Here is a 21,009-nt window from a genome sequence, read left to right on the forward strand (position 1 = left end):
TAAAATGTTATTATATATTGCTACTACGCTGTATATCCTGCTGGGAATTTTTATTGTTATACGACTGCTTTTAAATGGAATGCGGCCTACAAAAACACTGGCCTGGCTTCTTACTATTTTTACGATTCCTGTTGGTGGCATCTTTTTGTACCTTATGCTTGGCAGAAATCGTAGAAAAAATAAATTATTCCGGTTAAAACATACACCAAAAGTAACCTCATACATTACAAAAGCATTAGATCAATATTCTCCAATAACAAAAGAAGAATATGCAGAACACCACAAAATCATTTCTCTAATTACCAAAAACTCCTACTTTGCCCCCTGCACGGGAAATGATATAAAATTGCTTAAAAATGGTGAGGCTACTTTTCAGGCGATATTTGATGCTTTAGAGAACGCAGAACATTTTATACATTTAGAATATTACATTTTTGAAGAAGGCAAATTAACATCTGATCTTTTTGAGCTTTTTCAGAAAAAAGTAAAAAACGGAGTAAAAGTACGTGTACTATATGATGGTATAGGTAGCATGTCTTTGAGCAAGAAGTATGTTAAAAAACTACAATACATCGGTGTCGAAATCCATAAATTCTTGCCTATAAAATTTGGCAAATTTTTATCATCGATAAACTATAGAAACCATCGTAAAATCATTGTAATAGACGGTAAGATTGCATTTACGGGAGGTATTAACGTGTCTGATAAATACGTAAAAGGTGATGCTAATCTAGGAGTTTGGCATGATATGCATTTACAACTCAATGGTCCTGTTGTTCACAGTCTTCAGGCTATTTTTGCAATGGATTGGTATATGATAAGCGCTAATGATGAAGTTATGGATACTTCATATTTTCATACCTATAAAAAAACAGAAGGTTCTACAGCTCAAATCGTACATAGTGGCCCGGATTCTGATTTTTCGGCAACCCAACAGATGTATTTTTCTATAATTAATGAAGCCAAAGACTATATCTATATTACAAACCCCTATATTATCCCTGGAGAATCTATTCTCGATGCATTAAAAGTTGCCTCAATGAGTGGTATTGATGTAAGAGTATTGCTTTCAGAAAAATCGGATAACGTTATAGTCAAATGGTGTATTCGTTCTTATTTTGAAGATTTGCTACAGGCGGGAGTAAAAATATACTTATTCTCTGAAGGTTTTATACATAGTAAAACCATTGTAGCCGACAATACCATATCATCTGTAGGAACAACTAATATGGATGTTAGAAGTTTTGAACAAAACTATGAAGTGAATGCAGTAATCTATGACGATAATTTTGCTATAGAATTAAAAGATGATTTTTTAAGAGACATAAAAAATAGTAAACAACTGGATTTTAACATTTTTAAACAACGTCCCTGGAGTGAAAAATTAAAAGAAGGTTTTGCTAAAATCTTTAGTCCGGTTTTGTAAATTTATTGATGAAAATGAAAGCATTTAAAAACATAGGGATAGTACTTTCTGGCGGAGGATTTAAAGGTGTTGCGCACATAGGAGTTATACACGCCCTTGAGGAAGCCGGAATAACTGTTGATTTTGTTTCAGGGACAAGTGCGGGAGCTATAGTAGGCTCACTATATGCAGGTGGTTATTCTCCAGAAGAAATAAAAAATTTCTTTACCAAAACCCCTTTGTTCAAATTAAATCGGTTCTCCCGAAAAAAAGCTGGCTTTTTAGATTCTGAAAAATTCTATAATGACCTGCTTACTTATTTCCCCGAAAATTCCTTTGAATCCTTACATAAAAAACTATTTGTTACAGCAACCAACCTTATAGAAGGAACAACAAAAGTATTTAATACAGGAAAGTTGATAAAACCTTTGTTGGCATCTGCTGCATTTCCTGGTGTTTTTACTCCGGTAACTATCAATAATGAGTTATATGCAGATGGTGGAATTTTAGATAATTTCCCCGTATCACCGCTCAAAAAACATTGTGATCTAATTATTGGTGTAGACGTATCCCCAATCAGGAAGCCAAAAATTTCTGATTTTAAGCATTCATACAATGTTATGCAACGAGCCTATTATCTTAGAGCCATGCCAAATGCCGAAGTTAAGTTTAACCTCTGCGATATAATAATTCAACCAAAAAAATTGGTTAATCATGGTATTTTTAGCAGTAGTAGCTTAGATAAAATATATGATCTTGGGTATCAGGAAGCAAAATTACAATTAGGATTATTCCTAAAAAATCAAGAAGGATGATTAAAGAAATAAAAAATAAATATGGCCACCTTTTTGAAGACGAATTGCTCGAAGAAATTAATCAGGTAGGAACTTTTAAAGAAATCCCCGAAGGCTTTGAACTCATCAAACCCGGAAGCTATATTAAGTTTATGCCCTTGATCATTAGTGGGGCCATAAAAGTGCTTAGAGGAGATCATGATGGTGACGAATTATTGTTATATTTTTTAGAACAAGGAGATACCTGTGCTATGACATTATCTTGCTGTCTGGGACATCATAAAAGTGAAATTAAAGCCATTGCAGAGACTGATACCAAATTAGTAATGATTCCTATTAAAAAAATGGAAGAATGGACAACAAAATACAAATCCTGGAGAAACTTTGTTTTTAGCAGCTATCATAAGCGATTAGTAGAAACCATTGAAACCATCGATAGTATTGCCTTTCTAAATATGGATGATCGTTTATTAAAATATCTTAAGGATAAAGCCAAAATCAGTCATACCAAAATCATCAATACTACACATCAGCAAATTGCATATGATCTTCATACGTCTAGAGTAGTAATCTCCCGATTGCTTAAAAAACTTGAAAAAAAAGGTATTGTTAAACTTAACAGAAACAATATCGAAGTATTAGAACTGTAAACTGTTGGTATTCTTTATAAAGAATACCGTTTAAACAAGCTTTGTAACAATTGTTACTGTATTGCAATAATAATTGCCTTATTTTTGAAAAATAAATAATAAATGCATAGCTTCTCTTCCTAAAATCAAGAAAAGCTTAAAAACAGAATACATGAAGATAGAACAAATATATACAGGATGTCTCGCCCAGGGAGCTTATTATATTGAAAGTAACGGTGAGGTAGCAATTATAGACCCTCTACGAGAAATAAAATCATATACAGAAAAAGCAGATGAAGATAATGCAAAAATCAAGTATATTTTTGAAACTCATTTTCATGCAGATTTTGTAAGTGGTCATGTAACACTGGCCAAAGAAACTGGTGCTGATATTATTTTTGGTCCTAGTGCCAATCCTTCTTTTGAGGCAACAATTGCTGAAGATGGACAAGAGTTTCGACTAGGAGAAATTACCATAATTGCGTTACATACTCCGGGGCATACTATGGAGAGTACCACTTATCTACTTAAAGATGCTACAGGTAAAGATCATGCCATTTTTAGTGGAGACACCTTATTTCTTGGCGATGTTGGTCGCCCGGATCTCGCTCAAAAAGCTGCACATATGACCAAAGAAGATTTGGCAGGAACACTTTATGACAGTCTGCGTACCAAAATTATGCCTCTGGCAGATGATGTTATTGTATATCCTGCGCACGGTGCTGGTTCTGCCTGTGGTAAAAACATGATGAAAGAAACGGTAGATACTTTGGGAAATCAAAAGAAAATGAATTATGCGCTTAGAGCAGATATGACCAAAGAAGAATTTATAAAAGAAGTGACTGATGGATTACTGCCTCCTCCCTTATATTTTCCGCTTAATGTAAAAATGAATAAAGAAGGTTATACCGATATAGACGAGGTAATTCAAAAAGGGACAAGACCGTTTTCTCCAAATGATTTTGAAGCTCTCGCCAATGAAACCGGAGCTGTAGTTCTAGATGTAAGACATCAGACCGAATATGTAAAAGGGCATATCCCGAGATCAATATTTATAGGTATAGATGGTGGATTCGCACCTTGGGTTGGAGCCTTAATCGCAGATGTACAACAACCTATTTTATTAGTAACACCAGAAGGAAGAGTAGAAGAAACAATTACCAGATTATCACGAGTAGGATTTGATAATACCCTGGGATATCTCGAAGGTGGTTTTGAAGCCTGGAAAAAAGCAAGTAAAGACTATGATACCTTAACTTCAATCTCTGCATTAGAATTTAAAAATGCTTTAGAAGAGGAGAATACTCCTGTTTTTGATGTACGTAAAGAAAGTGAATTTATAGCAGAACATATTGACGACGCACATAATACACCATTGGATTTTATTAATGATTATTTAGCCGAATTTCCTACCGATAAAACTTTCTATGTACATTGTGCAGGAGGATATCGCTCTGTAATTGCAGCATCTATATTAAAAAGTCGTGGTATTCATAACCTTATAGATATAGCCGGAGGTTTTAAGGACATAAAAGAAGTAGGCATTAAAACTACAGATTATGTGTGTCCTTCTACCATAAAGTAAAATATAACAGTTTTGTAACCAGAGTTACAGACAACTCGTTTTCAATTTAATTACTTTGCCTAAAAAATTAATATAAATGAATTGGATTTATAATCCCTGGCCGTGGTATGTATCGGGACCACTAATCGCATTAGTATTATTTTTATTGCTAATGGTTGGAAAAAGATTTGGTATGTCATCTAATCTAAGAACAATATGTACTATCTGTGGAGCGGGAAAAACATCAGATTTTTTCAGATTTGACTGGAAGGCTCAACAGTGGAACCTTATTGTGGTACTTGGTGTCATTATAGGAGGGTTCATTGCCAATACTTTTTTATCGGTAGACAATTCTGTATCTATTGATCCAAAAGTCGTTTCTAACCTTCAATCCAAGGGGTTTAATAGTGCCGGAACGGAATACATGCCTGATATGTTATTTTCTAATGAAGCCTTAACAGATCCTAAAATACTCTTTTTACTCATAATCGGCGGACTATTTGTAGGCTTTGGAGCCAGATATGCCGGCGGGTGTACTTCGGGGCATGCTATCTCTGGATTAAGCAATCTGCAATTACCTTCTCTTATTGCTGTGATTGGATTTTTTATTGGCGGGCTGACCATGATACACTTTATTTTTCCTTTAATTTTTTAAACATATGCGTTCAATTATATATTTAGGTATTGGTATTTTCTTCGGAATTGTTTTATTCAAATCTGAAGCTGCATCGTGGTTTAGAATCTATGAAATGTTTCAGTTTGGATCCTTTCATATGTACGGAATTATTGGCTCTGCAGTAGGATTAGGTATTCTCATTACTCAAGTTATAAAAAGATTTAAAATAAAATCGTTTTATGGCGATCCTATAACTTTTGCTCCTAAAGACAGAAGTTTTAAAAGATATATGTTTGGTGGTATCCTATTTGGATTAGGGTGGGCTCTAGCAGGAGCGTGCCCCGGGCCCATGTTTGCGCTTTTGGGAGCTGGTTATGTACCAATTCTAATTGTACTTATCTCTTCTATACTGGGTACTTTACTATACGGAGTAGTTAAAAACAAACTACCCCACTAACTCTGGCGTCAATTCGTTTTTGCCTGGTTTATTTTGTTGCCAGCAATTAATATTATAAATAGTTGTTTCTGCAATAGTAGTAAGCGCTTCCTGGGTAGCAAATGCCTGATGAGGAGTAAGAATCACATTGGGCAAATCAATAAGTTTTTGTAGTGTTTTATCCTTAGATTTGTTTTCAGAATGATCATAAAAAAAGATTCCACTTTCATGTTCATACACATCTGTACCATATCCAGCTATACTTTTTGATACTAAAGCTTGTAATACATCTTGTGTATGCACTAATGCACCCCTTCCAATATTGATGAGAACTGCTTCTTTTTTCATCTGTTGAATTCGATCCATATCTATAAGATGATGTGTCTGACTATTAAGTGGTGTGCATAAAAAGATAATATCAGATTGCTTACATAAATTGTCGAGGTTCATATATGATACCTGGTATTTTTCTTCTAATTTTTTATCCTCATAAATATCATGGCCAATGATATCACAATTAAACCCATGCATAATTCTGGTAATTGTTTTTCCTATTCTTCCGGTTCCAATAACACCAACAGTTTTTTTATTGATATCAAAACCTACAAGGTGGCTCAATGAAAAATTATATGTGCTCACTTGAGCATTAGAAGATATGAGTTTACGACTAAGGGCTAACAATAATGCAACGGCATGTTCTGCTATGGTTTGCGGAGAATATCCGGCTGCATTAGCCACTTTGATTCCTAACTTTTTGGCTGTATTAATATTGACATTATCATATCCTGTAGAACGAAGCGCTATATGTTTGACTCCAAACTCTTTTAATCTTTCTAAAACCATAGAAGATCCATCATCTGCAGAGAAAATAGATATAGCATCAAAACCTAACGCAAGCTCAGCTGTTTTTGGAGTTAGTCGTTCTGGCACATATTTAATTTGATGCTTTTCGTTATTTGCTTTTTCCAGAAAGGGGATTTCAAAATCCTTGGCGCTATATATCAATATCTTCATTAGTATGTTCTTCAATAATTAATAATTGTTGTCCTTTTAGTGCCCAAACCAACACTTTAACATAGTCACTTACTGCTTTTTTAATATTTTCAGGTTCTGTAATATCTATTGATCCTTTCCATATTAATTCTTTTTCTTTATCTGGGCAAATGCAATATAGTGAAGATTCTGCATGAAAAATTTGATATTCTTCATAATAATCTTCATCATAATATATATCCTGATTTTCATAATAGTCATCCCTAAAACTGTCAAATGTTTTATCCAGGTTTCTATATGCTTTTACAACGGTTACTTTATCTTCGACTCCTAATACTTTAGAAAGTAAAATCGCATCAAAGCCATTTTCTATAAGTTGAGACTCAAGAGCCATCATTTCTTTTTCGGTTTTTGGAGAGGTTGTAAAAGAACTCTCAAAATAATCTAAACTTCTTATGGCATTAACACCACTTTTCTTCAGTTCTGTTGCTAATTTCTTTTCGAATACTTTTCGGGCACTTTCATCTGGAGTAATCCCAATAACCAGAACTTTTTGAGCCTCAAACGTATCAATATCGGGATTTTTCCAGTTTTCGACTAATTCGCTAGATGAGCAACTGTACAGTAATCCACTAATAGCTAAAAGATATATATATAATTTGTTCATGTTTTCTTGGTATAGGTTATTAAAATGTATGTAAACTTTTTGGCTTTATAATTTTATCTAATCGTTCTACTACTATATTGGTATATTCTGGTGTTTTTTCGATAATAGATTCGCCAGATATTACATCAACACCTTCTAAGGCTATATTACTGCTTCCTACAGTAGATAGGATAATGAGCTTGTCTAATTGATCCGGATGGTTTTTAATAAACTTTTTTACATTTCTCGGTGGGCTTCCATACTCCCACGAATTAATGATAACTAAAGCATCCCACTTGTCAATATTTACAGTAAACATCGTATACACATCTATTATCTTAAAATGAACTGCATCATTTTGATAATGCCTAATGACCCCCTGAACCAAAGAATCTTTGAATCTACTTCCTTGTGAGGCTATCAAAACTTTAGTTTCGAGATTAGCATCATTAACTTCAAAAGGGATTACAGTATCCATAGAATAGGTATACTCATACCACACCCAAAATCCGGCAAAGAGTATCAAAACAGAAAACACTATGATTTTTAGTATGCGTCTCATCTACTTAACTCAATAGACGTTTTTGTTTGCCTTCTTTCATTATAGTTTTTATCAAATCAAAAACCTTTCTTTTGGTTTCTTTATAACTATTTAGGTATTTACTTACTGCCATTGTTAACTCCCAATGATCTTCTTTGTATTGTTTTTCCTCTACAGGTTGATCAATTCCATCTAACAATATGGTAAGTTCATTATGGTGATTAATTATTTTTTTTAGTAATGGATCGAGACCTTTCCTGCTAAGAGATAGTTCTTGTAGTATGTTCTTACTTTCTTCAAAAATCTTTTTTGAAATTAGTTGTATTGTATGGTTTTCTATAAGTTCATCTAAAAAATGCTGTTCATCTTTGATGAATTTAAGTTCTGACACCCAGTTTAGAGAAATCTCATGTAATTCTTCCGGGCTTCGCCATTCTACATATTTTATATTGGGTTGCTTTGCTTTCATGATTTCCTGATTATTAGTTTAACATCTTAAAATCACCATCTATAAATAAAAAAAGACAGAGAATAATGTCCCTAAATCTATTCTCTGCCTTTCTTGTATAGATTAATCTATTTCAATTACCTTTTTGGGTTGTTCTTTTGCTTCTTCCTTTTTTAGAAGATTAAGAGTAAGCACCCCATTTTTGTAGACAGCTTTAACCTTTTCATCCTGGTTTACGCTAGTTGGTAACTGTAATTTTCTATCGAACTCATTATAACTAAATTCTCTACGTGTGTACTCTTTATCCTCTTCTACTTCTTCTTTACTTTTTTGAGCACAAATGTGTAACACATCATCTTCCATAGTTACTTCAATATCCTTTTTTGAAAAACCAGGAACTGCGAGTTCAATTTCAAAATTATCCTCGTTTTCTTTGACATTCATTGCAGGAAGATTTCTGTCTTTTACAAAAAAATCGTCTGCAAAAAAATCATCTGTATCTAACCATGTAGAAACACGGTCATTGATCCAGGGAAATCTACTTTTGTTAAATTTAATTAATGACATAATGTTAAGGTTTAATTAGAGTTATTATTACATTAAAATTAAGTAGATAACAGGTAGATTAAAATGATAATTATCACCTAAGCAGCCTTTTAACCTATATTTAACTTTGTTTTTTATTCTTTTTTAAAACTCCACCCGCGTACAGAAAAACTTCAGATTTTAACCTACTGAAATTTTTATAGAAGTCATCAAAAGTACGTCTTACCAGAATATGATTTTTATAGTAAAAATTGTCACAAGAAATAGTATCGCATTCTAACATACCTCCTAATTCACTTTCGTGTGTTCTTATACCTTGATTTATGTGCTGTATCTCTTTCTCTATCTCTTCGATTTGCTGTTTAAACTCTTGTAATCGTTCAAAAAGATTAGGAGTAGTAGGTTCAAAAACGTAAGAATTTAATAATTGATTAATAAAATGTATTTCGCCTTCGATAAATCGAAGACTTGATTTCCATTTTAAGATATCAAAATGAATTTCTTTTAATTCTTTATCAGAGGTATTATCTGTTGCTGCCATCATATTTTCTAGGTTTTAAAACTTGCTAAAAAGATACTTAACTTTAAGTGATCAAAAAGTGATAATTATCAGGTTTTGTGACTTTTAACAGGAATTAGTTTACAAAGCGTAATACTATCTTTTCGAGTCTTTCGATTTTGTTCGAAACAGATCAACAACACCTATAATAATAAGACCTCAACTACACTCGTCCTTACACTTATAAGTCATTTCATATTTTATTGTTATGACCTTAAAGCATTATTAAATAGTGATTTGAATGTTCTGTGATTGTTAGTTTTTATCCTTTAATTATATCTATAATATCTAATCTTTTTCGTATCCTTTCTGGGTATTCTTTTACTTTACCTATTCGTAAAAGCATTTGTATTTCTTTATCTATCTTTAATGATGTTTTTAATAAATCATAATATTCTTTTTCTTCTAATATTTGACTCATAGGATGAACCGCAATTTGGCTATCTATACATTCTAACCAAACTTGTTCTAACAATCTTCCTGTTTTTATCAATTCGGCTTTACCATAAGAATCGGATGTGATCAAAATATATCCTGAACAAGAATTTAGCTGTTTTTTTACACGCTTAATAGAACTTTTTATGAATGTTTTTCTCGTGACTGATTTTTTTGTAAAAAAAAGATTGAATAAAAAACGTCTAATTCCTTTTATTTCTAATGCTTCAGTTGTCATTCCATCTTTTCTATGTTTTTCTTCTCTATAAGAAAAAATCATCCATTTTGCCAATTCTCTAAGCTTACTAATATCTTTCATCTGAAAACTATACGCATCTAAAGAGTAATCAATGATTTTTTTGGTTTCTTTATTTTCTATTGGAAAGTACCAAATACTATCTGATAGGTTAATTAATTTTGTTATTGTTGTATCGTCTATTTTTATATCTAAATATGGTTTTCTAATTGTTAAACGTTTCTTTATCAATTCAATATTTCGATTTGTTTTTATCAAACTATTATCTTGTTGAAGATCAAGGATTATTTCGGCATCATTAATTGTTACAGCCGAACTATACCCTAAATCTTGTGCAGACAACACACAGTTTTCTACAAATGCCCCTATTGAAATCCATGTTTCCCTATTGTTTGGATCAACAAATGGTAATACTCTAGCATAATTAGGGTACACTTTAATCTTATTATTTTTTGGTATCTCAACAGTCCACATTTGAGCATTATGACTACTTGGAGCATAAGAGCCGTATGTTATTATTTCTTTCATATCAGTAGTTTAAGAATAACTAAGTTTTTTTATTCCTCGCAGTAGCTCTGGTTATCATAAAAAATCAAACCAAAATCTCTATAACCTCATGTAGTTTAGGAATCTGAACTTTCCATTGATATGTATCTTGTATTTTTACGCGCAATACATCTGCAGGAGTTGCTTCGCCATGAATCAAAAATACTTTTTCGGGAACATTCTTAATCTCACTCATCCAATCTAACAATTCTTTCTGATCTGCGTGGGCAGATAGACTTTCTATATTATAAATCTTTGCTTTTACAGGATAATATTTACCAAATAGTTTGACCTCATGAGCTCCTTCTTGCAATTGTCTTCCACGAGTTCCTTCTGCTTGAAACCCCACAAGTACAACAGAGGTATTAATATTATCTATAAGCTGTTGTAAATAAGTAAGTACTCTGCCTCCGGTAACCATTCCGCTACCCGCAATAACAATTTTGGGACGGGGATTATCGACCACTTCCCATGTTTCTTTATAAGACATTACAATATTGGTATGATTGCAAATAGCATGATATTCGTTCATAGGTAATTTATGCCAGTCGGAAAAGCTTTCAAAAACAGAAAGCACATTGTTTCCCATCGGGCTATCTACATAAACAGGAAGGTTGGGGATTCGATTTTTTTGATATAATTTCCAAAGTATATACATCAAAGCTTGTAATCTCTCTACCGCAAATGAAGGAATGATTAAAACTCCTTTATTATACAATGTATCATTAATCAAAGTGATAAGTTTTTCTTCGACATCTTCATGAGGGTGTAACTTATTACCATAGGTGCTTTCTATAAAAAGAAAATCGGCCCAATCTGGTTTTTCTGGAGCATAAAGTAATACATCATCTGCTCTTCCCAGGTCCCCAGAAAACACCAATACCTTTCCGTAAAGATGTAACTCTATAAAAGTAGATCCTATAATATGTCCGTTATATCTAAATCTAAACTGTATATCTTGAGATAACGAAACCCATGTATCTTTCTCTTCTCTTTTAAAATATTTAATTGTTTTCTCTACATCATTCTTGGTATAAAAAGGTAATGCAGGATCATGCTTAGAGTACCCCTCTTTATTAGCTTTTTCGGCTTCTTCTTCGTGTATCTTTGCACTATCTCTTAAAATAATTTCTGTAATTGCCAATGTAGGTGCAGTAGCTACAATATCACCTGTAAATCCTTGTTTAATTAACCTTGGTAAATAACCTGTATGATCCAAATGCCCATGTGTAAGCAGTACTATATCAATCGCAGAAGCATCGATAGGCAAATCTTGCCAATTTAATTCTCTTAATTCTTTAACTCCTTGAAACATCCCACAATCGATCAGTATATTTTTTTGAGGAGTTTCGAGATAAAACTTAGATCCGGTAACCGTTCCTGCAGCTCCTAAAAAGTGAATTTTAATTGATGGCATAAGACTTTATTTTATGCTGTACATAGCATTTTTATTTCATTTACAATTTTTTGTTTTCGCTGTTCAGAAATGCCTAAATGATCCAGAAAAAAAATCTGTTCTATCAATTGTTTTGCTAAAACAATATTTCGGCTTAATAAAAATTGTTTTTCACGATTTGTTAAAAGCGTAGAAACCGTTATTGGATATAACCCTAAACGATCGATTCTATCTTTAAGGCTATTTTCTATAGGATAATCCCAACTTAATAAATATAAGCCCGCACACTCACCATATTGAATTGCTTCTTTTGTAAAACGCGTGTTGGTCACAACCCAACCATGATTAGGTATTATTTCTCCATTATTTTTATGGTGTGTTTCAATATCCCTAAATCGAGAATGTATATACAAAGGGACTTTTACATTACAATTACGCCCTTCTTCGCTATGAAACTTACATTCTATAACCAGATAGTCACTACTTTTTCTGGCTATTACATCAACTTCATGAGAGACACACATACCTTGAATGATTTGCCCAACTTCTACTTGATAACCCGAATACTGCAATATAGATGCAACAAAACGTTCGAAAGGAAAACCTGTTGGTCCTAATTCATAAATTGCTTTTTTTAGTTTGTATTTTGAAGCAAAAACAGATTTCTTCTTTTTTAGTAATGCAAAAGCTCGATTATAAATCTCTCTGGTAGAAATTCCTTGATATAATTCGTCTCTAACGACTCCCAGAATATGCTCTATTGCTTTATCATCTGCACCACTTCGTTTTAAGGAATTGCGAAGTTTTCGGAGTGAAAATTTAACTTTTTCTCCAGAAGATTTTATAACATCAAAATTTTGGTTTTGCATTAAAATTATTCAAATATTAAATACAACTAAATATCTTAATGAATACGTTGTTGATCTTTTTTGAAATATGACCTCATCAAAGCCTTGGTCTGATTATCGGTCATACTATCTGCTTTGAGCACATCTTTTACCTTTTCACCAACATCTTTATAGTGGGTTGTCAATTCTTTATTAAATTTTTCTCCTGTCTCTGCAGGTCCATAAATCACAATTCTATCTGCATCTTTTATAAGAGGAACAATCTTCTTAAAATAGGCTTTAAATTGATGTTTCTCTCGTTCGAGATATTTACTATCCTGAACTACATCCTGCGGTCCTCCTTTAAGTCGTGTTCCAGAACCACCGTGAATACGAAAGTTTTCAATTTCTGAAAGTACAGTAGTCATATCCTCGCTATCTTCTTTAACAGAAATGATATGAGCCTTTTCTTTATCTATCCAAATTCCTATATGTTTCATTTGTTTAATTTTTTTATGGTTAAAAAGTATTAACAGCAGTTATTAAGTGCAAACTGCCTGATCATAGAATATCTACTTAATTTGCCAAATCATGTAAGGCCAGTACAGGTACTTGAGAATGATGTCCCAAATTTTTCACCATTGGTCTTGAAAATATACTTCCAAAAAAACTGTGTTTTCTATTAATAAAAGTAATCATATCACTCCCCCGGCTTTCTACAAAACTGTTAAGCCCTCCTTTTACATCTATATTATGCAGTGTATGAAAAGTATATTCTATACCATCCAGATATTCTACAAGTAATCCCTTATTGTTTTCTTGTTCTTCATCAAGATCATCATCATTTGTAACATGAAGAATTCTTATTTCGGCATTTGTGATTCGTGCTATTTCAATTAGATATTGAAGTTCTCTTCGCTTAATCTGAGTTCTATAATCTGTTGGAAATACAATTTCTTTTGGTTCCTTATAATTAGTATTTTCTGGTATTGCCATAACAGGGCAATTTCTTACTTTTTCCATCACTAAAACTGTATTACTACCGTAAATCAGATCTCCAGCATTAGTCGTTCCTTTGGTTCCCATAACGATCATTTCGATATCCTTTTTTTCTACGGTATCTTTGATCGCACTCAATACATTATTGAATTGAGATATCATAAAAAATTTATGGTTAGGGTTATCATCTCTAAAACTTAACCTTTCTTCGATTTTACTTAAGCCCTTTTCTGATTTCTCTTTGGCCTCTTCATAAAGTCGTTCTCCTGGTTCGGGAATCATCATACTTTCTAATGCATAACCTGTTGCATTAAACACATTAAGCACGTAAAAATCACATGTTTCGTTTTTATATAGCTCTATAGCATAGAGTATAGCATTCCACGCGTTTTTTGAAAAATCCGTGGGCAACAAAATCTTTTTTTTCATCACTTAGGTCTTTAGGATTAGTCTTATAAATGTATGGGAATAGCCTTGTAAAAACTATGACAATTATCAGCTTACCTCAGGAATAACTAAGAAAGGAATAGTTGTATGAAATCCTATTTTTTTTATTACCGGTTCGTGAGTGATATTTTCTATAAGACTATGTTTATATTTTGACATACATAGCATATCAACATTCATCTCATCAATAAATTCATTAATAAGTTTTGCTTTTTGAGTAAACCGGGGAATCCAATGAATACAATAGTTATAGTCTTTGAAATTTTCTTTAAGACTCTTAAGATTATGTTCTTGTATTTCGTCTAATTTTTCTTTTTCATGAATATGCATTATCCTAATATTTGAAGAAAACGCAGTAACAATCTCTATAAGAGGTTTTAGAGACTCTATGCTATAGAGGCATTTAAAATCTGTTGCAAAAGCAATCTCTGTAGGTTTTTTAAAATCAAATTCATCTGGTACCGCCAATATCGTACAATCCTTAATATTATTAATGACTTTAACTGTATTGCTTCCTATAAGAACTTCTTTAGCACCACTGGCTCCCTTAGTCCCCATAACTACAAGATCAATATTTTTACTTTTTATAGTTTTGTTAATGGTATCGGTAAGTTTTTTGGAAACAGAAATAGTCTCAAATGTATGCTTAAAATCTTCTGTATCTCTAACTATAGAATGAAGTGTTTCGGTAAGCTTTTCCTGCGACTCATTGCTTAATTCCTGATATAACAAATCTCCTTTGGCAGTATTAATCCTACTCGTTAAAACCGGAGTATCTACATCAAAAGTATTTAAAATATAAAATTGACACTCTTGATCCTGAAATAATCGGGTCGCATAAAAAAGTGCACCATAGGCATTATTAGAAAAATCTGTGGGAACAAGTATCCTTTTCATTGTTTTTCAGTTTTACAAATTATATCATAAAACTAGTTGTATAATAGCAAGAATACTATGACAAATCTCATGTCTGTATAAACTCTTAAATCGCAGTATCAGCCGGGATCACTAAAAAAGGGATTATAGTACTAAATGTCATTTTTTTGATAATCGGTTCTTTTATTATTCTTTCTACAAAACTGTGCTCATAATTAATCATTACCAGAATATCGATTTCTAGTTCTTCAATAAATTCCTGAATAGCATGTTCTACAGTTGAAAAATCAGGCATGACATGAAAATCATATTTTACACGTTTAAAATAATGTTCTAATGAACTAGAATTATAATGCTGAGAAGGATCTAATTCGGGTTCATCATATATATGAATCATCCTAACAGTTGCATTCTGACTTTTTGCTAATTCTAGTATTGGAGCGATCTCTGCCTTATGATACATTCGCTCAAAATCTGTTGCAAAAGCTATTGCCGAAATTTCTTTAAAATATGAATCATCAGGAATAATAAGGATTGGACAATGAGATACATTCTTAACCACTTTTTGTGTGGTACTCCCCAAAAAAATATTTTTACTCCCGGTCGTTCCTTTAGTACCAATAACAACAATATCAAAAGTACTATCTTCTAGAAGTTTGTTCATGTTTTGAACCAAAGATCCTTTTTTACTTATAGTTTTAAAAGTATGATGTAATCCTGGTGTAGAATTATGGATATCTTCTAAAGTCATTTTTAGTCCTTCCTCAGACTCCATCTTAATCGCTTCATAAAGATGACCAATACGCTGCGAACTCACCACACTTATAAGCTGTACTGGTTCAAGATCATATGTATTTAACAAATAAAACTCACAAGTAACATTTCTATATAATTCTATAGCATACAATATAGTATTCCAAGCATTATCAGAAAAATCTGTAGGGATTAGAATTTGTTTCATTTGTCTATATTTATCAGACCGACCGGGTCTAGAATTAATATTACGATATCCTTTCTTTAGAAGGAATCACCAAAAAAGGAATATTGGTATGATAGGCTACTTGGTTAATTACTGGTTTGAATAAAAGATTTTCAAAGAAAGAATGCTTATTATGGATCATGACCAATAAATCGATTTTGTACTTTTTCTGAAAATCTTCTACTGCCTCTAGTACATCCACACCTTCAGCAATGTGAAAAACATGAGTATTATTTTTAAAATATTTATCCAGGTCTTCTTTAATCTTTTGCTGTTCAACTCCTAAGGAAACTCCAGAATATGCATTTAAGATATTGAGTTTACAAGTGTATTTATCACAAATTTCTTTTACTAAAGGTAAATATTTATTATCAATACTAAGATTATAATCTGTTGGGAACAAAATATCTTTTGGTTTTTCAAATTCAAAACCAGAAGGAACTGCAATAACAGGGCAATTTACTTTTTTTATCGTATACATCGTATGTGTCCCTATAAAGACTTCTTTGGCACCAGTAGCCCCTTTGGTTCCCATTACAATGAGATCAATATTATATTTTTCGACAACCGACTTGATTTCTCCTATTAGCGTATTAAAAACCGATAATCTAACAAAACTGTGTTTAGGGTTATTAAATTCTTCTTTGATTTTTTCTTCTGTTCGTTCGATATCCCGTTTAGAATTTATCATTGCAATATCTTCCATGCCATACGGTGCAGGGTTCTCGATAAGATACCCTGTATGATAGGATACAGGCGTAAATGTATTGAGCAAATAAAAAGTAACTTCTTCATCTCTAAACAAACATAAAGCATATCTAATCGCATTAAATGCATTATCAGAGAAATCGGTAGGTAATAAAATTCGTTTCATCTCTATATAATTTTAATATCGTTGTAAATTTTGCATCACTAAAAAAGGAATCTTAATATGCAGTCCTATTTTATCAATTGTAGATCGATCTAAAAGATTTTCTAAATAAGAACGTCTTGAGTTTACCATTACCAAAAAATCTATTTCATTACGTTCTATAAACTGGTTTATAGCATAGGTAAGATCTTTTGCCGTCTCTTGATGAAATACTAATTCTGCATTAGGTAATGATGCTTTTAAAAAATGTTTATTGTCTTCTTGCCTGATAGAAAGCTTGTCAAAGTTCGAGATATATAAAAAATTAATAATAGATCTGAAGCTTTTAGTTAATGTGCTAAATAATTTTAGTTCTCTTCGTTTAAATGGTAATTGATAATTTGTAGGAAATAGAATATTTTTTGGCGCATTATAACTACAATCACTTGGGACTACCAATACAGGGCATTTTACATATTTAAGAACCTGTAAAGTATTACTTCCAAAAGTAAGCTTTCGGTCATTAGTTTCTCCTCTTGTTCCCATAATCAGAATATCCATATTTTCTTTATCTACCAAATCATTAGCTTCATCAATTAAGCTTCCAAACATGGATAACAATTTATACTCATGTCTAGGATTGGGTGAAATATTCTTTATTTCTGAAAGCGTTTTCTCTAGTGCTATATTCGAGTTTTTATGCACTCTTTCCTTTAGTTCATCAAAAATCTCACGAGAAACTACGGTGTTATGGTCGTATACCTCATCGGCATAAGCATGTAGAATAAAGAAATCACACCGTTCATATTTAAAAAGTTCGACAGCATATCGTAAAGCATTCATGGCATTTTCTGAAAAATCTGTGGGGACTAATATTTTTCTCATAGTTTACTTTTTTTGATATGTTGTACTCAAAACTAGGTAATTGCAGATGCAAAAACTATGATTTTTGTCAGCATAAGAATCATGACATTTGTCATATTATATAAATGCATACTTTTTGATATTTGCAGCAAACAAATTCTATGTCAGAGCATACTTGTTTTCACTGTGGAGATGATTGCAGTAAGACGGTAATCAAATTTGATCAAAAAACATTCTGTTGTAATGGGTGCAAAACTGTATTTGAAATTTTTTCGACTCATGATTTATCCTGTTATTATGACTTACAGTCTGCTCCTGGCGCCATTCCTGAAGAAATTCAAGGAAAATACGATTATCTCGACACTCCTGATATTGCTGAAAAATTAATAGAATTTAAGGACGGTAACACCCAAATCATCACACTATATATTCCACACATGCATTGTAGTTCCTGCATTTGGATATTAGAAAATCTACACAAGCTTCAACCAGCGATTACTGCATCTCAAGTTAATTTCCCAAAAAAAACAGTTCGTATTACTTTTAATAGTGATCGTGTCTCCCTTAAAGCATTAGTTGTTTTACTTAATTCTATAGGCTATGAACCCTATATTAGTCTGGATGACTACACCACAGGGAAGACACAAATAAATCGAAGTTTGATTTATAAACTAGGTATTGCCGGTTTTGCTTTCGGAAACGTGATGTTTTTATCGTTTCCTGAGTATTTTGAAGTATCTGAATACTGGTTAGAACAATACAAACATGTTTTTCGTTGGTTAATGTTTACTTTTTCATTGCCTGTTGTATTTTATGCTGCGCAAGATTATTTTATTTCTGCCTATAAAGGAGTACGATCTAAAATATTAAATATCGATATTCCCATTGCTTTAGGGATTCTGGTTCTTTTTCTAAGAAGTACTACAGAAATAATTTTTGATTGGGGCACTGGTTTCTTTGACAGCCTTACCGGGCTGGTATTTTTTCTGTTACTAGGAAAATTTTTTCAGCAAAAAACGTATTCCTTTTTATCTTTCGAAAGAGATTATAAATCTTATTTCCCAATTGCAGTAACAAGAATTGCTATTGCAAAACATAAAAAAGAAAGAAAGGAAGAAAATATACAAGTCTATGACATTAAAAAAGGCGATCGATTATTGATCAGAAATGGAGAGTTAATTCCTGTAGATGCTATTCTTATCGAAGGTGATGCTCAAATTGATTACAGTTTTGTAACTGGCGAAAGTGAATCGGTCACCAAACAATCAGGTGATACTCTTTTTGCCGGAGGTAGACAACTTTACGGAGCTATAGAAATCGAAGTTTTAAAATCTGTAGAACAAAGCTATCTTACTCAATTATGGAGTAACGATGTATTTAATAAAGATAAAACGGCTTCATTTACCAATCTTACCGATACGATAAGTAAATATTTTACAATTACAATCCTGTGTATTGCCGTACTTGCTACTTCTTTTTGGTTATTTGTTGATTCTTCAAAAGCTGCACAGGTATTCACAGCAGTACTTATTATCGCCTGTCCATGTGCATTAGCACTAGCAAGACCATTTGCCCTAGGCAATATCCTTCGCATCTTCGGAAAAACCAAATTCTATCTCAAAAATGCAGATGTTATAGAACGATTAGCTAAGGTAGATACTATGATTTTTGACAAAACCGGTACCATAACCACTACAATTACGAACGAAGTGACTTATGAAGGAATGCAACTAACGCCCGAAGAAGAATCCTTGCTTAAAAACACCTTACGCGCATCAAATCACCCTCTTAGCAGAACGCTTTATGATATATTGGCAGAACAAGATATTTTAACTCTAGACGAATATCATGAACATATCGGAAAAGGAATTGAAGGTAAACTTGAAGAGGACACTATCAAAATAGGGTCTGCAAATTTTGTGGGACAGAACATTAATTCTGAAATTAAAGACACTACAGTTCATATTAGTACTAATGAACAATATAAAGGCCATTACGTTTTTCATAATCAATATAGAAAAGGAGTTAAAAAAGTATTTGATCAACTATCTGAAGATTACAAACTCGCTATTTTATCGGGAGATAATGAAGGCGAAAAAGAATATTTAAAAAAACTACTCCCCAAAAACACTTCTTTACTTTTTGATCAAAAACCAGACGATAAACTAAACTATATCAAATCATTACAACAACATAACCAAAATGTCATCATGGTTGGTGATGGATTAAATGATGCCGGAGCCTTAGCCCAAAGTGATGTAGGTATAGCCGTTTCAGAAAATGTAAATGTGTTTTCTCCTGCATGTGATGCTATTCTTGATGCTTCAAAATTTGATACTATATCGGTTTATCTTAACCTATCCAAAAAAGCGATTGCGATTATTAAATCAAGTTTCGTTCTGTCGTTTTTATATAATATAATAGGCTTATACTTTGCTGTTACGGGGCAACTCTCTCCTGTGATAGCAGCAATACTAATGCCATTAAGTTCTATCTCTATTGTTGCATATGTTACCGTACTTACCAACTGGTCTGGAAGAAAATTAATATCAAAATAACAATGAATACTCCTGATGACCATAATCCGATTCAACATTTTCAGCAATGGTTTTATGAGGTAGATAAAGCTCATCCCGAGGATGAAGCTAATGCAATGTTACTCTCCACCATCGGGGTAGATGGTTTTCCCAAAAGTAGAATTGTATTATTAAAACGCTTCACCTGGGAGGGTTTTATCTTTTTTACTAACTATAACAGTGAAAAAGGAAAGGCCATAGCACACAACAATAAAGTTTCTATTGCCTTTAATTGGACAGCAGCAAAAAAGAACGTCTTAATTGAAGGAGAAGCAGAAAAAATTGCCGACAACTTATCAGAAGGATATTTCGAATCACGACCAGAGGGTAGTAAATTAGGAGCCTGGGCTTCTGATCAAAGTAAAGTAGTTTCTTCGCGCAAAGTTCTAGAAGATCAACTAAAACACTACGAAACTAAATTCAAAAATCAGACTATTCCAAGGCCAGAGCATTGGGGAGGATACATGATTAGGCCCAATAGATTTGAATTTATAGAACACAATGAGATAGAAGAATATACTTGTACCATAATATACAAACTTCTACCAGATTATAAGTGGCTTAAGGACATAGAATATACTCATAAATAGATACTAGTATTCGTTCATCATGACCATATTAAAAATATAAATTTCTGAGTATTTCACTTTAATTTCCAAAAAATTGAATCTATACAACAATTATTTTGCTAAATATCTAATGCCAAAATTAATTTTTCTAACAAAGTCTGTTTTATATAAAACCATCTATAATTAACATTTTTTTTGGTTATAATATTAGC

At 32.4% G+C, this 21,009-nt stretch carries 23 protein-coding genes; 8 read left to right on the forward strand and 15 right to left on the reverse strand.

Annotated features, from left to right (window positions below; translation table 11 throughout):
• The first annotated feature begins 4 nt into the window (after positions 1-4).
• The 6 genes from cls to ATO12_RS04460 all read left to right on the forward strand — a co-directional run bounded on the left by cls (position 5) and on the right by ATO12_RS04460 (position 5,465).
• A complete protein-coding gene (cls, locus tag ATO12_RS04435; RefSeq protein ID WP_034239467.1) occupies positions 5-1,426 on the forward strand; it encodes a cardiolipin synthase in 1,422 nt (473 codons plus the stop codon).
• A 14-nt stretch (positions 1,427-1,440) separates the two neighbouring features.
• Positions 1,441-2,220, forward strand: a complete 780-nt coding sequence (locus tag ATO12_RS04440; protein WP_034240395.1) for a patatin-like phospholipase family protein — start codon at positions 1,441-1,443, stop codon at positions 2,218-2,220.
• Complete coding sequence (locus ATO12_RS04445) at positions 2,217-2,849, forward strand: Crp/Fnr family transcriptional regulator (RefSeq protein ID WP_034239469.1); 633 nt, start codon at positions 2,217-2,219, stop codon at positions 2,847-2,849. Before ATO12_RS04440 ends, ATO12_RS04445 begins: the two co-directional genes overlap by 4 nt.
• Before the next feature lie 151 nt (positions 2,850-3,000).
• Positions 3,001-4,413, forward strand: coding sequence for an MBL fold metallo-hydrolase (locus tag ATO12_RS04450; protein WP_034239472.1), 1,413 nt, complete (start codon positions 3,001-3,003; stop codon positions 4,411-4,413).
• A gap of 76 nt (positions 4,414-4,489) precedes the next feature.
• Positions 4,490-5,047, forward strand: a complete 558-nt coding sequence (locus tag ATO12_RS04455) for a YeeE/YedE family protein (protein ID WP_034239474.1) — start codon at positions 4,490-4,492, stop codon at positions 5,045-5,047.
• Positions 5,048-5,051: 4 nt separating this feature from the next.
• Positions 5,052-5,465 carry a DUF6691 family protein gene (locus tag ATO12_RS04460; RefSeq protein WP_034239476.1) on the forward strand — a complete coding sequence of 138 codons (414 nt, stop codon included), beginning with the start codon at positions 5,052-5,054 and terminating at the stop codon, positions 5,463-5,465.
• Here ATO12_RS04460 and ATO12_RS04465 read toward each other — a convergent pair.
• The 15 genes from ATO12_RS04465 to ATO12_RS04535 form a co-directional block, all read right to left on the reverse strand.
• On the reverse strand, positions 5,454-6,458 hold the full coding sequence (locus tag ATO12_RS04465) for a 2-hydroxyacid dehydrogenase (protein ID WP_034239478.1): 1,005 nt from the start codon (positions 6,456-6,458) through the stop codon (positions 5,454-5,456). The genes ATO12_RS04460 and ATO12_RS04465 overlap by 12 nt on opposite strands.
• Positions 6,439-7,104 (reverse strand): hypothetical protein, encoded by a 666-nt coding sequence (locus ATO12_RS04470; RefSeq protein WP_034239481.1) that lies wholly within the window; start codon positions 7,102-7,104, stop codon positions 6,439-6,441. Before ATO12_RS04470 ends, ATO12_RS04465 begins: the two co-directional genes overlap by 20 nt.
• 19 nt (positions 7,105-7,123) lie before the next feature.
• Positions 7,124-7,645 carry a hypothetical protein gene (locus ATO12_RS04475; RefSeq protein ID WP_131248774.1) on the reverse strand — a complete coding sequence of 174 codons (522 nt, stop codon included), beginning with the start codon at positions 7,643-7,645 and terminating at the stop codon, positions 7,124-7,126.
• Between the two features lie 4 nt (positions 7,646-7,649).
• Complete coding sequence (locus ATO12_RS04480; protein WP_034239486.1) at positions 7,650-8,093, reverse strand: hypothetical protein; 444 nt, start codon at positions 8,091-8,093, stop codon at positions 7,650-7,652.
• Positions 8,094-8,195: 102 nt separating this feature from the next.
• Complete coding sequence (locus ATO12_RS04485; protein WP_034239488.1) at positions 8,196-8,639, reverse strand: Hsp20/alpha crystallin family protein; 444 nt, start codon at positions 8,637-8,639, stop codon at positions 8,196-8,198.
• 100 nt (positions 8,640-8,739) lie between these two features.
• Positions 8,740-9,162: a hypothetical protein gene (locus tag ATO12_RS04490; RefSeq protein WP_034239490.1), complete on the reverse strand. Its 423-nt coding sequence runs from the start codon at positions 9,160-9,162 to the stop codon at positions 8,740-8,742.
• Between the two features lie 277 nt (positions 9,163-9,439).
• Positions 9,440-10,396: a hypothetical protein gene (locus tag ATO12_RS04495; protein WP_034239493.1), complete on the reverse strand. Its 957-nt coding sequence runs from the start codon at positions 10,394-10,396 to the stop codon at positions 9,440-9,442.
• Between the two features lie 64 nt (positions 10,397-10,460).
• Positions 10,461-11,831, reverse strand: a complete 1,371-nt coding sequence (locus ATO12_RS04500; protein WP_034239495.1) for an MBL fold metallo-hydrolase RNA specificity domain-containing protein — start codon at positions 11,829-11,831, stop codon at positions 10,461-10,463.
• 11 nt (positions 11,832-11,842) lie between these two features.
• Entirely contained in the window at positions 11,843-12,679 is an 837-nt protein-coding gene (locus tag ATO12_RS04505) for a restriction endonuclease (protein ID WP_034239496.1), read from the reverse strand.
• A gap of 35 nt (positions 12,680-12,714) precedes the next feature.
• Positions 12,715-13,137 (reverse strand): hypothetical protein, encoded by a 423-nt coding sequence (locus ATO12_RS04510; RefSeq protein ID WP_034239499.1) that lies wholly within the window; start codon positions 13,135-13,137, stop codon positions 12,715-12,717.
• A gap of 76 nt (positions 13,138-13,213) precedes the next feature.
• A complete protein-coding gene (locus ATO12_RS04515) occupies positions 13,214-14,065 on the reverse strand; it encodes a universal stress protein (RefSeq protein WP_034239500.1) in 852 nt (283 codons plus the stop codon).
• 66 nt (positions 14,066-14,131) lie between these two features.
• The gene (locus ATO12_RS04520; RefSeq protein ID WP_034239501.1) at positions 14,132-14,980 is read right to left on the reverse strand and encodes a universal stress protein; all 849 of its coding nucleotides are present in this window, start codon (positions 14,978-14,980) and stop codon (positions 14,132-14,134) included.
• Between the two features lie 85 nt (positions 14,981-15,065).
• Entirely contained in the window at positions 15,066-15,920 is an 855-nt protein-coding gene (locus ATO12_RS04525) for a universal stress protein (RefSeq protein WP_051575624.1), read from the reverse strand.
• A 40-nt stretch (positions 15,921-15,960) separates the two neighbouring features.
• Positions 15,961-16,812, reverse strand: a complete 852-nt coding sequence (locus tag ATO12_RS04530) for a universal stress protein (RefSeq protein WP_034239503.1) — start codon at positions 16,810-16,812, stop codon at positions 15,961-15,963.
• Between the two features lie 12 nt (positions 16,813-16,824).
• Positions 16,825-17,673, reverse strand: coding sequence for a universal stress protein (locus ATO12_RS04535; RefSeq protein WP_034239505.1), 849 nt, complete (start codon positions 17,671-17,673; stop codon positions 16,825-16,827).
• Between the two features lie 140 nt (positions 17,674-17,813).
• On the opposite strand from ATO12_RS04535, the gene ATO12_RS04540 reads away from it, so the two are divergent.
• Both ATO12_RS04540 and pdxH read left to right on the forward strand, forming a co-directional pair.
• The gene (locus tag ATO12_RS04540; RefSeq protein ID WP_034239506.1) at positions 17,814-20,210 is read left to right on the forward strand and encodes a heavy metal translocating P-type ATPase; all 2,397 of its coding nucleotides are present in this window, start codon (positions 17,814-17,816) and stop codon (positions 20,208-20,210) included.
• 2 nt (positions 20,211-20,212) lie between these two features.
• Positions 20,213-20,818, forward strand: a complete 606-nt coding sequence (pdxH, locus tag ATO12_RS04545) for a pyridoxamine 5'-phosphate oxidase (RefSeq protein ID WP_051575625.1) — start codon at positions 20,213-20,215, stop codon at positions 20,816-20,818.
• Positions 20,819-21,009 lie beyond the last annotated feature (191 nt).

It is taken from the genome of Aquimarina atlantica (assembly GCF_000626715.1).
In the GTDB taxonomy this organism is placed as follows: Bacteria; Bacteroidota; Bacteroidia; order Flavobacteriales; family Flavobacteriaceae; genus Aquimarina; species Aquimarina atlantica.